The organism is Frigoribacterium sp. PvP032, from assembly GCF_017833035.1.
Taxonomy (GTDB): domain Bacteria; phylum Actinomycetota; class Actinomycetes; order Actinomycetales; family Microbacteriaceae; genus Frigoribacterium.
Genome location: NZ_JAFIBM010000001.1, coordinates 2,237,873 through 2,250,255 on the forward strand (window position 1 = coordinate 2,237,873; position 12,383 = coordinate 2,250,255).

General features: G+C 74.3%; 12 protein-coding genes. 6 read left to right on the forward strand and 6 right to left on the reverse strand.

The window, feature by feature from the left end; all coding sequences use genetic code 11:
• Positions 1–200: 200 nt before the first annotated feature.
• Entirely contained in the window at positions 201–1,253 is a 1,053-nt protein-coding gene (locus tag JOE35_RS10340) for an LLM class flavin-dependent oxidoreductase (protein WP_209561004.1), read from the forward strand.
• A 74-nt stretch (positions 1,254–1,327) separates the two neighbouring features.
• Positions 1,328–2,302, forward strand: coding sequence for an acetylxylan esterase (locus JOE35_RS10345; protein ID WP_209561005.1), 975 nt, complete (start codon positions 1,328–1,330; stop codon positions 2,300–2,302).
• A 373-nt stretch (positions 2,303–2,675) separates the two neighbouring features.
• On the opposite strand, the gene JOE35_RS10350 is transcribed toward JOE35_RS10345, so the two are convergent.
• From JOE35_RS10350 to JOE35_RS10360, 3 genes are all read right to left on the reverse strand, one after another.
• On the reverse strand, positions 2,676–3,548 hold the full coding sequence (locus tag JOE35_RS10350) for a hypothetical protein (RefSeq protein ID WP_209561006.1): 873 nt from the start codon (positions 3,546–3,548) through the stop codon (positions 2,676–2,678).
• Positions 3,549–3,639: 91 nt separating this feature from the next.
• Positions 3,640–4,299: a response regulator transcription factor gene (locus JOE35_RS16125; protein ID WP_209561007.1), complete on the reverse strand. Its 660-nt coding sequence runs from the start codon at positions 4,297–4,299 to the stop codon at positions 3,640–3,642.
• Entirely contained in the window at positions 4,296–5,864 is a 1,569-nt protein-coding gene (locus JOE35_RS10360; protein ID WP_209561008.1) for a sensor histidine kinase, read from the reverse strand. Before JOE35_RS10360 ends, JOE35_RS16125 begins: the two co-directional genes overlap by 4 nt.
• Before the next feature lie 66 nt (positions 5,865–5,930).
• On the opposite strand from JOE35_RS10360, the gene JOE35_RS10365 reads away from it, so the two are divergent.
• Both JOE35_RS10365 and JOE35_RS10370 read left to right on the forward strand, forming a co-directional pair.
• Positions 5,931–6,959, forward strand: a complete 1,029-nt coding sequence (locus tag JOE35_RS10365; RefSeq protein ID WP_209561009.1) for an NADPH:quinone reductase — start codon at positions 5,931–5,933, stop codon at positions 6,957–6,959.
• A gap of 44 nt (positions 6,960–7,003) precedes the next feature.
• Positions 7,004–8,056, forward strand: a complete 1,053-nt coding sequence (locus tag JOE35_RS10370) for an MBL fold metallo-hydrolase (RefSeq protein WP_209561010.1) — start codon at positions 7,004–7,006, stop codon at positions 8,054–8,056.
• Positions 8,057–8,135: 79 nt separating this feature from the next.
• Here the strand turns inward: JOE35_RS10370 and JOE35_RS10375 are convergent, their stop codons facing one another.
• Both JOE35_RS10375 and JOE35_RS10380 read right to left on the reverse strand, forming a co-directional pair.
• Positions 8,136–8,477 (reverse strand): type II toxin-antitoxin system PemK/MazF family toxin, encoded by a 342-nt coding sequence (locus JOE35_RS10375; RefSeq protein WP_209561011.1) that lies wholly within the window; start codon positions 8,475–8,477, stop codon positions 8,136–8,138.
• Between the two features lie 4 nt (positions 8,478–8,481).
• Positions 8,482–8,736 (reverse strand): ribbon-helix-helix protein, CopG family, encoded by a 255-nt coding sequence (locus JOE35_RS10380; protein ID WP_209561012.1) that lies wholly within the window; start codon positions 8,734–8,736, stop codon positions 8,482–8,484.
• A 60-nt stretch (positions 8,737–8,796) separates the two neighbouring features.
• On the opposite strand from JOE35_RS10380, the gene JOE35_RS10385 reads away from it, so the two are divergent.
• Positions 8,797–9,909, forward strand: a complete 1,113-nt coding sequence (locus tag JOE35_RS10385) for an ATP-dependent DNA ligase (protein ID WP_280869878.1) — start codon at positions 8,797–8,799, stop codon at positions 9,907–9,909.
• Positions 9,910–10,009: 100 nt separating this feature from the next.
• Here the strand turns inward: JOE35_RS10385 and ligD are convergent, their stop codons facing one another.
• Entirely contained in the window at positions 10,010–11,020 is a 1,011-nt protein-coding gene (ligD, locus tag JOE35_RS10390) for a non-homologous end-joining DNA ligase (protein ID WP_209561013.1), read from the reverse strand.
• A 75-nt stretch (positions 11,021–11,095) separates the two neighbouring features.
• Between ligD and JOE35_RS10395 the strand changes: the two genes are divergently transcribed.
• Positions 11,096–12,316, forward strand: a complete 1,221-nt coding sequence (locus JOE35_RS10395; protein ID WP_307803034.1) for a glycosyltransferase — start codon at positions 11,096–11,098, stop codon at positions 12,314–12,316.
• Positions 12,317–12,383: the final 67 nt, after the last annotated feature.

Here is a 12,383-nt window from a genome sequence, read left to right on the forward strand (position 1 = left end):
CCCGTCACCTGTGATCTCTGCGGCCGCCGCTGCCGCTGCCGTTCGGTCGAGGGCGGGTCGACGTCGTCGAGGGCGGGTCCGCGACGACCCGCCCTCGGTGCAGGCGACCCGCCCTCGACGATCCACGGGTGCGGCGAGAAGCGTGCGCGGTCGGAGCGCAGGGCGGAATGCGGGAGGCGGTGCATGCGTTGGCATCGAACATGACGAAGCGCATCGGGTTCCTCTCGTTCGGCCACTACCAGGACGTGCCCGGCTCCCGCACGCCGACAGCCAGGGAGGCGCTGGTCCAGTCGATCGAGCTGGCGGTCGCCGCCGAGGAGATCGGCATCGACAGCGCCTCCGTGCGCGTGCACCACTTCGCGAAGCAGCTGGCGAGCCCGTTCCCGCTGCTGGCTGCCATGGCCGCGCGCACGAGCCGGATCGAGCTCGGCACCGGCATCATCGACATGCGCTACGAGAACCCGCTCTCGATGGCCGAGCAGGCCGCGGCCGCTGACCTGATCAGCGCCGGCCGACTGCAGCTCGGCGTGAGCCGGGGATCGCCCGAGACGTCGCTCCGCGGGTACGAGGCGTTCGGCCACGTGCCGGAGGACGGCGAGACCGACGCCGACATGGCCCGCCGCCACACCGACCTGTTCCGTCGAGCGATCGACGGCGACGCCGTCGCGCAGAGCGACCCGCGGATGACCGGCTGGTCGAGCCCGCTGTCGATCGAGCCGCGGTCGCCGGGTCTCGGCGAGCGCATCTGGTGGGGCTCCGGCACCCGGGCGACCGCGCAGTGGACGGGCGAGCAGGGCATGAACCTGATGAGCAGCACCCTGCTCACCGAGGACACCGGTGTGCCTTTCGACGAGCTGCAGGCCGAGCAGATCGCGGTGTTCCGCGCGGCGTGGGCCGCCGCCGGCCACGCTCGCGAGCCGCGCGTCGCCGTGAGCCGCAGCGTGATCCCGATCACGACCGACGAGGACGTCCGGTACTTCGGCGTCCGCGCCCAGGCCGACTCGCAGGACCAGGTCGGCATGCTCGACGGCGTCCAGTCGCGCTTCGGCAAGAGCTACGTCGGCGAGCCCGACGTCATCGCCCGCCAGCTCGCCGACGACGCAGCCGTTCAGGCGGCCGACACCGTGCACCTCACGGTGCCGAACCAGCTCGGCGTCGACTACAACGCACGGCTGCTGCGGACCGTGGCCGAGCACGTCGCCCCGGCGATCGGCTGGGTGCCCGCGTTCGGGCGGGCGACCACCGCCTCCTGAGGCAGGCCGCGCCTCCTGAGGCAGGCCGCGCCTCCTCGTCCCGTCGCCGCCCGGCGGCCTGTAGACATGTCTGCATGAACACGGACCTCGACGAGGCGGCCCTCCGCACGTACCGCAGCACCCAGACCGAGCCCGACGACTTCGACGACTTCTGGCGTCGGACCCTCGCCGAGGCACGCGAGCACGACCTCGACGTCCAGGCAGAGCACGTGGACACGGGCCTCACGACGATCGACGTGCTCGACGTGTCGTTCCGCGGGGCCGACGGTCAGCGCGTGCGCGCGTGGCTCCGGATGCCGGCCGGTGCCGCGGCCTCGGGCGAGCTGCTGCCGACCGTGGTCGAGTTCGTGGGCTACGGCGGCGGTCGCGGGCACGCGCAGCAGAACCTGTTCTGGGCCTCGGCCGGCTTCGCGCACCTGCAGATGGACACGCGCGGCCAGGGCTCCCTCTGGAGCACCGGCGACACCGCCGACTCCGCGGGCTCCGGCCCGGCCGCCGACGGAGTCATGACCCGCGGGATCGACAGCCCCGAGAGCTACTACTACCGCCGCGTGTACACGGACGGGGTGCGCGCCGTCGAGGCAGCCAGGTCGCTCGACGTCGTCGACGCCGACCGCGTGGCCGTGCTGGGCACCAGCCAAGGAGGCGGCATCACCCTGGCCGTCGCCGGTCTCGTCGAGGGGCTGGTCGCGGCGGTGCCTCGCGTGCCGTTCCTCTGCGACTTCCGCCGCGCCTCCGTCATCACCGACAGCGACCCGTACAAGCAGATCGGCCGGTACCTCGCGGTGCACCGGCATCGTTCCGAGCAGGTGCACGAGGTGCTGTCGTACTTCGACGGGGTGAACTTCGCCCGGCGCGCGACCGCCCCCGCGCTGTTCTCGACGGCGCTGATGGACGCGACCTGCCCGCCGTCGACGGTGTTCGGCGCGTTCGAGGCGTACGCGGGCGAGAAGCAGATCACCGTGTGGCCGTACAACGGGCACGAGGGCGGCGGGGTCGAGGACGACCTCGAGGCGCTCGCGATGCTGCGCGGGGCGTTCGGGCTGTAGTCGCGGAGTCGGCGGGTCGCAGTCACTCGCGGCGGGTCGTTGCTGCTCACGGCGGGTCGTTGTCGCTCACGGCGGGTCGTTGCTGCGTGCGGCGGGTACCCGTGGCCGACGGCGGGTGGGCGCTGACCCGCCGCGGGCTACAGCAACCCGCCGACACGCCCTGGCACGGCGCGGAGCCGCCGAACAGCGTTGCCAGGTGCGGCGGGTCGTTGTTGCATGCGGCGGGTTCCCGTGCCCGACGGCGGGTGGGCGCTGACCCGCCGCGGGCTACAGCAACCCGCCGAGATGGCCTGAGACAACGCGGAGGGGCCGAGCAGCATCGCGCTGCTCGGCCCCTCTCGGTACGGCGACCCGTCGGTCGCGGCGGCTGGGCTCAGCCGATCGGTGTCGGGTTCGTCGGCAGCGGCGGCACCGGCAGCGAGCCGCGGATCTGGTTCTGGGCCTGGCACTGGCTCGTGCAGTTGGTCGCTCCGGCGCTGAGCTCGATCGCGTCCTCGCCGAGGACGCCGCCGAGTCGGCCGCCCGACTGGACGATCCACTTCGTGACGGTGCCGGTCTGCAGGGTCTTCGTCGCGACCTGGGGGCTGTCCTTGCCGAGCAGCATCTGGTGCGCTCCGGCGCCCGAGGTGACGGGGTCGACGCCGTCGCCGAAGTTGACCTTGCCCGTGTACTGGTTGACGAAGTAGAACAGGCCGGCGCCGAGGGTGTGGGTGAACTCGACGGGGGCGCCGAACTCCGACTCCATCTGGAAGATGCCGCCCTGCGCACCGTCCTTCGCCTGGATCTTGAACTTCCCGCCCGCGGTGCTGAACAGGACGACGAGGGTGTCGTCCTTGACCTCGAGGCTCTTGATCGTCGCTCCGGCGAGCTGGGCCGGCGTGAGGGTCGGCACCTTCGAGGCGAACACGACGGTCGGCTTCGTCACCATCCGCTGCGTGTCCGGCGCGCCGGTCAGCGTGTAGTCGTAGACGCCCAGGGTCGCGACGTCGATGTCGAAGCCGTTGTTCACCCCGCGCACCGCGATGCGGCCGGCGGGGACGATCCCGCCGACCTTGACGCTCTTGCCGGGCGCAGGGTCGTAGGTCGTGCTGCCGATCGTGACGCGGTAGTCGCCGCCCGCGCTGGTCTTGCCGGAGGCGCTGGCCGGGCCGGCCGAGAGGGCCAGCGACCCGGCGACGACCGCCGCGACGAGCACCGCCGCGCGGAGCTGACGGGCCGTGCGGCCGAGAGGTGTGGTGGTGGTCATGGCGGGCTCCTCGTGGAGGGTGGACGGCCCGTCCCCCGGGCCTGCGACCACTCTCGCCGGGGCCGCCGCACGGCACCATCGGACCTTGGTACTAGTACCCGTTGTCCCTCGCCCACAGGGCGGCGCTCGTGCGGTCGGCGACGCCGATCCGGCGGAAGACGCTGCCGACGTGCGCCTTGACCGTGCGCTCGCTGATGCCGAGCGCGGTGCCGATCTGCTTGTTCGCGAGGCCGCGTGCGACGAGGCGGAGCACCTCCGCCTCGCGGCCGGAGACCAGCGGAGCCTGGCCGGGCACCTCGATCGCCGCCGCCCTGTCCGGCCCCGGCGTCTGCGGTGCCGACCTGTCCGGCAGCAGCGCCCTCGCCGCGCGCGGGTCGAGCGGCGCGCCGCCCTCGGCGGCGGCCCGGACCCCGGCCACGACCGTCGCGGGCTCCGCGTCCTTGAGCAGGTACCCGACGGCCCCCGCCGCCAGCGCCTCCCTGACCGAGGAGGCGTCGGGCACGGACGTGAGCACCACCACGTGCACGCTCGGGTCAGCCGCGACGATGCGGCGCGTCGCCTCGACGCCGCCGATGCCGGGCATCGAGAGGTCCATGAGGACGACGTCCGGCCGGTGCAGGGCGGCCGCGGCGACTCCTCGCTCGCCGTCCGCCGCCTCCTCGACCACCACGATCCCCTCGGCCTGGTCGACGAGCGACCGGAGTCCCTGCCGCACCAGCGGGTGGTCGTCGACCACGACGACGCGGATCACGAGGCGTCCCCGCTGCCGCGGACGGCCGACGCCGGCAGGGTGAGGCGCCACCGCGTGCCCTGGCCGGGCGCGGTCTGCAGGTCGAGACCCGCGCCTCCTGCGCTCGCGACGTCGGCGAGCACCCGCAGGCCGAAGTGGTCGGGCTCGGGGCGGGTCAGCAGCTCCGGGTCGAACCCCGCGCCGTCGTCGGCGATCGTCACGACCACGCCGCCCTCGGCAGGACGGACCGCGGCGACCGACACGACGGAGGCGCGGGCGTGGGCCACGACGTTCGCCAGGCACTCCTGAACCACCCGGAACACGAGCCGCTGGCCCGCGTCGTCGAGGGCCGCGAGCGCGTCGGCGGACTCGGACTCGGCGTCGGACTCGGCGTCGAGCACGACGGCGACGCCGCGCGACCGCACGCCCGCCGCGAGGTCGTCGAGGGCCGGGCCGATGCCCGCCCGGGCGAGGTTCGGCGGGTAGATGTCGACGAGCAGCGACCGCAGGCCGCCGATGCTGCCGCGCAGAGCTCCCGCCACCCGGTCGAGCCCGTCGGCCGTGGTGTCGTCGCCTCGCGACCGGGCCGACCCGGACTCGGCCGAGACGGCGAGCGAGGCGCCCACGAGGTCCTGCACCACGCCGTCGTGGAGGGCCCCGGCGATGCGCCGTCGCTCGTCGGCGCTCGCGTCGAGGGCGCGTTCGAGCAGTGCCTCGCGCTGGACCCTTGCCCGGTCGAGGGCCAGCAGCAGCTGCCGCAGCACCGGCAGCAACAGCAGCACGACGAGCACGATGCTGCCGATCGTGATGCCCGCGAACCCGGCGAACAGCTGGCCGCTGCGCTGCAGCACCTCGTCGTAACGGAAGTAGACCTCGAAGAGCAACGTCTGCCCACCCGGCGTCTCGACGGCCCGGTAGGCCTCGAGCAGCTTGCCCTGGTCGCGCTCGAACTCGTTCTCGGGCGCGGTCAGGTCGCTGACCTCGGCCTCGACGCCGCTGCCGCCGTCGCCGCTGCCGCCGTCGCCGCTGCCGCTGCCGCCGTCGCCGCTGCCGCCGTCGCCGCTGCCGCTGCCGCCGTCGCCGCTGCCGCTGCCGGCGCTGCCGCCGTCGCTCGCTGCGTCACCGGCGGCGAGCGCCGCGAGGTCGTCCTCGTCGAGGGTGAAGCGGCGGTCGATCAGCGCGGGCTCGTCCGACCAGACGACGCGGCCCGTGTCGTCCCAGATCTTGACGCGGACGATGCTCGAGCTGAGGACGTGGTCGCGGACCTCGTCGTCCATCGCGCGCCGCGCCTCCTCGTCCCCGTCGACGAGCGCGTCGGTGAGGGCCGGCTCGACGATCGCGTCGGCGATGCGGTCGGCCCGGTCGGCGGCGTCGCGGACCGACTCGGCCTCGGCGAGGCTGCGGGCGGCGATCAGGGCGGCGACCGCGACGGCCACGATGACGAGCACGGAGACGACGGCGACCCACGCGACGACACCGGCAGGGCGAGGGTCTGCGGCGGAGGCGGGCGTGCGGTCGGCGGGACGGGCGACGGCGGTCCAGCGCGGGACGGCGCCGCTGCCGCCCTCCCCCCGAGGTGTGCTCATCTGCACATCTTCGCCGATCTGCGTCGCCGCGGAACACGCGCCGCGGCCGCGTCGTTGACTGGGGGCATGAAGTCGATCACCTACACCGAGACCGGTCCGTCGTCCGTCCTGCACCTCGTCGAGCGCGAGGTGCCCGAGCCGGGGGCAGGCGAGGTGCGCGTGCGCGTCGTCGCCTCGGGCGTCAACCCGACCGACTGGAAGTCGCGCACGGGCGAGACGAGCGGCGGCGACGTGCCGTTCCCCGCCATCGTGCCGAACCAGGACGGCGCGGGCGTCGTGGACGCCGTCGGCGAGGGCGTGGACGACCTCGCGGTCGGCGACCGGGTCTGGTCGTTCATCTCGGCGAACGGGCACGCCACCGGCACCGCGCAGGAGTACACGGTGCTGCCGCGCGGTCGCGTCGTCGCCCTGCCAGAAGGAGCCTCGTTCGACCTGGGCGCGAGCCTCGGCGTGCCGGCCATGACAGCGCACCGGGCGCTGACCGTGCACGAGGACGGCCCCTCGCGGCTCTCCCCCGGCGCGCTCGAGGGCGTGACCGTGCTCGTCTCGGGCGGCGCGGGAGCCGTCGGCCACGCCGCGATCCAGCTCGCCGCCTGGGCTGGCGCCACGGTGATCACGACCATCTCGAGCGACGAGAAGGCCGCACTCGCCCGCGCCGCCGGTGCGCACCACGTCGTCGACTACAAGGAGCAGGACGCCGCCGCCGAGATCCGCCGCATCGCGCCCGACGGCGTGCAGATCGTCGTCGAGGTGTCGATCCGGCAGAACGCGGAGCTGGTCGCGGCGGTCGTCTCGACCCGCGCCTCCGTCGCGATCTACGCCAACGACGGCGGCGACACGGTCGAGCTGCCCCTCCGCGCCAACATGGGCACCAACACCCGGTACCAGTTCGTGCTGCTCTACACCGTGGGCGAGGAGGCGCTGCAGGCGGCCGCCGAGGACGTCACCGCGGCCGTCCGCGACGGCGCCCTGCCGGTCGGCGAGGAGGCGGGGCTGCCGCTGCACCGCTACTCGCTCGAGCAGACCGCCGCGGCCCACGACGCCGTCCAGGGCGGGGTCACGGGCAAGGTGCTGATCGACGTCGCGCAGGGCTGAGGCCGGGTCGGGGCAGGGCTGGAGGGGCGGGCTAGGCTCGGCGGGTGCCTGCCGCCGCTCCCGCTCCGCTCAGTCCCGTGCAGGCCGAGGCATGGCGCACGGGGACGCTGCCGCCGCTCGAGGAGGTCCGCCACGGCGTGTGGTCGCTGACCTCGCCCGCCGCCTCCTCGGTCGCCGACTTCTCGTACGGCTACCTCGTCGAGGGCTCGGACGGGGCGCTCACCCTGATCGATCCGGGCTGGCCGTCGCCCGACGCCGTCGACCGGCTCGAGGCAGCCCTGCACGAGATCGACCACGCGCTGGCCGACGTCTCGCTGATCGTCGCGACGCACCTGCACGTCGACCACCTCGGGGCAGCCGACGCCGTCCGCCGGGCCACGGGCGCCCGCCTCGCGATGCACCCTGCCGAGCAGCGTGCGCTCGCGAGCCGTGCCGACGACGCGGTCGCGGCGGATGCGGACCTCGATCGCTGGGGCGTGCCGGCCGAGGCGAAGGAGGCGTTGGTCGCCTCGTGGGGCTCGGGGCGCCTCCTCGTCGACGTGGCGCCCGACCTGCTGCTCGACGACGGCGACGAGCTGCCGGTCGCGGGGCGGCGCCTGCGGGCGGTGCACACGCCCGGCCACACGTCAGGGCACCTGTGCCTGGTCGAGCCCGAGCAGCGGCTGATCTTCACGGGCGACCACGTGCTGCCGACGATCAACCCGGGGATCGGCCTCGGCGGACGCACCGCCGCGAACCCGCTCGACGACGTGCTCGCGTCGTTGGCCCGGGTCGTCGAACTCGACCGGCCGGGCGCCGACGCGCTCGAGGTCTGCCCGGGTCATGAGTACCGGTTCGTGGGGCTGACCGAGCGGGCGGAGGCGCTGATCGCCCACCGCGAGGAGCGCACCCGCGACGCGGTGTCCGCCCTCGACGAGCTGCTCGGCGCACCCCGCCGCGGCGCCGCGGCTGCGCCGTCGGTGTGGCAGGTGGCCGAGCACATGACGGGCTGGCGCGGAGGACTGCGGTCGATGACCGGCCTGCCGCTCGCCTCGGCCCTGGCGCAGACCGAGTGGCACCTGCGTGCTGCGGGCCGCGCCGACGACCTCGCGAGCTGACCCGCGGCCGCGCAGCCGTCGCGCCGCCCGGCCGCCCCGCGACCGTGCGCGACACTGCACCGGGTGACGACGAGTCGGCTCAGACGGCGAGGACCAGCCGCAGCCCCGCCGAGACTTCGTCGACGAGGTACGACGGCAGCACGCCGAGGGGCTCGCTGAGCGCGGCCTCGTCGACCGTGGCGAGCTGGGTGACGTTCACGATGCTGTCCTTCGTCAGCCCGGAGGCCCGCGCGGGGACGAACACGTTGCCTGGGTACTCGGCGACCGCCGTGTTCGAGGTCAGGGCGACGACCACCACCGTCGCGAGGGCGCTGCGGGTGAAGGCGTCAGCCTGGACGACGACGACGGGCCGTCGCCCCGCAGGTGCACTGCCCTCGGGTGAGCCGAGGTCGATCCAGCAGACGGCACCTCGGGTCAGCACGACCTCACCACTCGTCGTCGGAGAGCGACGCGAGCGAGCGGGCCGCACCCGCGGCGAACTGTGCGGCCTCGGCCCGCGCGGACGGCCCCGCCGCCTCGACCGCGAGGTCGAGCCGCGCGGTGATCTCGACCGAGTCGAGCTCGACGAGCCACCGCTCGGCGGCCATCGTGTAGAACTGCGACCTGTTGACGCCGAGCTCTCGAGCTCGTCGATCGACGCGGTCGAACGTGTCGTCGGGAACGGAGATGGCTGCCTTCATGCCTCGAGTATGACAGGGTATGACCGGTCCGGCCAGGGGGCGCGCGAGCAGACTCGGTCCATGACGCCGCCACCCTCCACGAGCTCGTCCGCCGATGCCGCAGCACCTGCCGCTGCCGTGCCCACCGCCGCCGACCCCGTCGCGCCGATGCTCGCGAAGGCGGTCGCCGCCGTTCCCGACGCGGACAGCGTCGAGGGCGGCCTCTCGTACGAGCCGAAGTGGGACGGCTTCCGCGGCCTCGTCTACTGGGACGGCGACCAGCTCGAGATCGGCAGCCGCGGCTCGAAGCCGCTGACGCGGTACTTCCCCGAGCTCGTCCAGGCCCTCGCCGAGCGGCTGCCCGGACCGTGCGTGCTCGACGGCGAGATCGTCCTGCGCCGGGGCGACCACGGTGGCGAGCGCCTCGACTGGGACGCCCTGTCGCAGCGCATCCACCCGGCCGCCTCGCGTGTGGCGAAGCTCGCGGTCGAGACCCCCGCCTCCTTCGTGGCGTTCGACCTGCTGGCCGAGGGCGACCAGAGCCTGCTCGACCGGCCCTTCGGCGAGCGCCGTGCCGCGCTCGAGCGCCTGCTCGACGGGGCGACGGCTCCCCTGCACCTCAGCCGCACGACCACCGACGCCGACGTGGCGCGCCGGTGGCTCGTCGAGTTCGAGGGCGCAGGGCTCGACGGCGTGGTGGCCAAGCCGCTCGCCGCCTCCTACGCGCCCGGCAAGCGGACCCTGCTGAAGATCAAGCACCACCGCACGGCCGACTGCGTGCTGCTCGGCTACCGGGTGCACAAGAGCGGGCAGGGCGTGGGGTCGCTCCTGCTGGGGCTGTACGACTCCGAGGGCGAGCTGCGGAACGTGGGAGGCGCCTCCGCGTTCTCCGACGCCCGTCGCCTCGAGCTCGTCGACGAGCTCGCCGAGCTGGTGCGGCACGACGACGACGGAGGCGTCACGCACGCCGAGACGGACCGCAGCCGGTTCTCGTCGGGCAAGGACGTCTCGTACGTGCCGCTACGCCCCGAGCGCGTGGTGGAGGTGCGCTACGACCAGATGGAGGGCAAGCGGTTCCGGCACACCGTGCAGGTGCAGCGCTGGCGGGACGACCGCGAGGCCGCGTCGTGCGGCTTCGACCAGCTCGAGGTGCCGGCGGCGTACGACCTCGGCGAGGTGCTCGTCCGCCCCTGAGGGTGCCGAGGGCGGGTCGCCTGCGTCGAGGGCGGGTCGCCGCGGACCCGCCCTCGACGACGGCGACCCGCCCTCGACGGACCGGCCGGCGGCGCGCCTCCTACGGCTGCTTCTTGGCGCGACTCGGCTGGACGCGGGGCGGCTCGCCCGGCATCTTCGGGAAGTCGGGCGGGAACGGCAGCTCGCCGAGCCCTGCCTCGACGTCGCGGTCCCACCACGAGAGCAGCACGTCGACGGTGCCGGGCTCGTCGTGCATGCGCTCCCAGGGGTCGCCCGTCGTCGTCAGGCGGTCGGGCACGGTGAGGACGGTGAAGGCCGAGGGGTCGACCCCGTCGAGCTCGCTCCAGTCGAGGGGCGTCGACACGGAGGCGCCCGCCAGCGCCCGGGGAGACCAGGCACCCGCCATGGTGCGGTCCCGGTTCGCCTGGTTGTAGTCGACGAAGATCCGCTGACCGCGCTCCTCCTTCCACCAGTTCGTGGTGACCGTCTCGGGCAGGCGACGCTCGAGCTCGCGGGCGGCCGCGATCACCGCGTGACGCACGTCGAGGAACTCGCGGGTCGGCTCGATCGGGGCGAAGACGTGGAGGCCGCGGTTGCCGCTCGTCTTGACGAACGCGGTGAGCCCGGCGTCGGCGAGCACCCGCCGGAGCTCGTGCGCGACCGGCACCGCGTCCGACACGTCGGTCCCTGGCTGCGGGTCGAGGTCGATGCGGAGCTGGTCGGGCAGGTCGCTGGCGTCGGCCCGGGACGCCCACGGGTGGAACACCACCGTGTTCATCTGCGCGGCCCAGACGGCGGCGGCCGGCTCGTCGATCACGAGCTGCGGGTGCGACCGACCGCTGGGGTAGGTCACCTCGACGCTGCGGACGTAGTCCGGGGCGCCCTTCGGCGGGTTCTTCGAGAAGTAGTCGTCGCCGTCGACCCCGGCAGGGAACCGCTGCAGCGACACCGGCCGCCCGCCGTTCGCCAGGACGAACGCGTCGCCGACGGCCGTCAAGTATCGGGCGAGGTCGAGCTTCGTGATCCCCAGGTCGGGCCAGAGCACCCGGCCGGGACTCGAGATCCGCACCTCGCGGTCGCCCACCTGCAGCATCGTCGCCTCGCTCGCCATGCCTCACCGTATGCCCGGGGGCGCGCGGTGGGCCGGGGCGCGGAGGCTGCAGGCCACGGCGAGTACGCTCGGGCAGTGACCTCACCCCTCCGCATCGCGCTCGTCTCGCTCCACACCTCGCCGGGGGCCGAGCCGGGCTCGGGCGACGTCGGGGGCATGAACGTCGTCGTGCGCAACCAAGCTGAGGCGCTCGGCGCCGCAGGCCACGAGGTCGAGATCCTGACGCGGCGGTCCTCCGCCGACGAGCCCGACGCCGTCGAGCTCGCGCCAGGCGTCGTGCTGCGGTTCCTCACCGCAGGGCCGGTCGAGGCCGTCCCCAAGGGGCGGCACGAGGAGTTCGTCGACGAGTTCCGCGACCGTCTCTCCGAGCTCGGCCCGTGGGACGTCATCCACTCGCACCACTGGTTCAGCGGCGTCGCCGCCCTGCCGGTCGCACGGCAGCTCGGCATCCCCCACGTGCAGAGCTTCCACTCCATCGCCGCCGCGGACAGCACGCCCCTGTCGCACGGCGAGCGCGCCGAGTCGCCCGGCAGGCTGGCCGGCGAGGCGATGCTCGCCCGCGAGTCCGACTCGGTCGTGGCGATCAGCCACGCCGAGGCCGAGACCGTCACGAGCCGGCTCGGCGGCGACCCGGCCAGGGTCGCGATCGTGCTCCCTGGCGTGGACGCCGAGCTGTTCCGCCCGCTCGCCGCAGATGAGACGGCCCCGCACCCCACCGTCGTCGTCGCCGGCCGGCTGGAGCCGCTCAAGGGGCCCGACCTCGCCATCGAGGCCGTGGCCGCGGTGCCCGCCGAGCTGCGACCCGAGCTGGTCATCGCAGGGGGCGCCTCCACCGAGTTCGTCGGCTACGAGCGCGACCTCGCCGCACTCGCCGGCCGCTCGGGGCTGGACGTGCGGTTCCTCGGACCGCAGACCAGGGCCGGGCTCTCGACCCTGCTCCGCGAGGCGCGGCTCGTGCTCGTCCCGTCGCACTCCGAGACGTACGGGCTGATCGCCCTCGAGGCCGCCGCCAGCGGGGTCCCGGTGGTCGCCGCCTCCTCTGGGGGCCTCCGCGAGTCCGTCGTCGACGGCGTGACCGGCGTGGTGCTCGACTCGCGCGACCCTGCCGTCTGGGGCGAGACGGTGACCCGCCTGCTCGGGGACGGCGAGCTGTGGGGGCGGCTGGCACGCGCCTCCCGCGAGCGTGCCCTCGAGCACCCGTGGTCGCTGTCGGCCGCCGAGCTGTCCGACGTCTACTGCCGGCTCGTGGGCAGCGACCCGTGCCGGGCGCTCTCCGCGGCGGGCGGGCGCCGCTGAGCCTTCCTCTGGTGCGGGGCGTGCTCGTCTCGTCCCCAGCGCCCGCGTCTAGGCTCGACCGGGGCGA

Excerpts from the sequence above, each read along its gene's own strand:
- JOE35_RS10385 (WP_280869878.1), top strand. The coding sequence starts at position 8,797 with ATGACGCCGCCACCCTCCACGAGCTCGTCCGCCGATGCCGCAGCACCT.
- JOE35_RS10360 (WP_209561008.1), bottom strand. The coding sequence starts at position 5,864 with ATGAGCACACCTCGGGGGGAGGGCGGCAGCGGCGCCGTCCCGCGCTGG.
- JOE35_RS10380 (WP_209561012.1), bottom strand. The coding sequence starts at position 8,736 with ATGAAGGCAGCCATCTCCGTTCCCGACGACACGTTCGACCGCGTCGAT.
- JOE35_RS10350 (WP_209561006.1), bottom strand. The coding sequence starts at position 3,548 with ATGACCACCACCACACCTCTCGGCCGCACGGCCCGTCAGCTCCGCGCG.
- JOE35_RS10340 (WP_209561004.1), top strand. The coding sequence starts at position 201 with ATGACGAAGCGCATCGGGTTCCTCTCGTTCGGCCACTACCAGGACGTG.
- ligD (WP_209561013.1), bottom strand. The coding sequence starts at position 11,020 with ATGGCGAGCGAGGCGACGATGCTGCAGGTGGGCGACCGCGAGGTGCGG.
- JOE35_RS10365 (WP_209561009.1), top strand. The coding sequence starts at position 5,931 with ATGAAGTCGATCACCTACACCGAGACCGGTCCGTCGTCCGTCCTGCAC.
- JOE35_RS10345 (WP_209561005.1), top strand. The coding sequence starts at position 1,328 with ATGAACACGGACCTCGACGAGGCGGCCCTCCGCACGTACCGCAGCACC.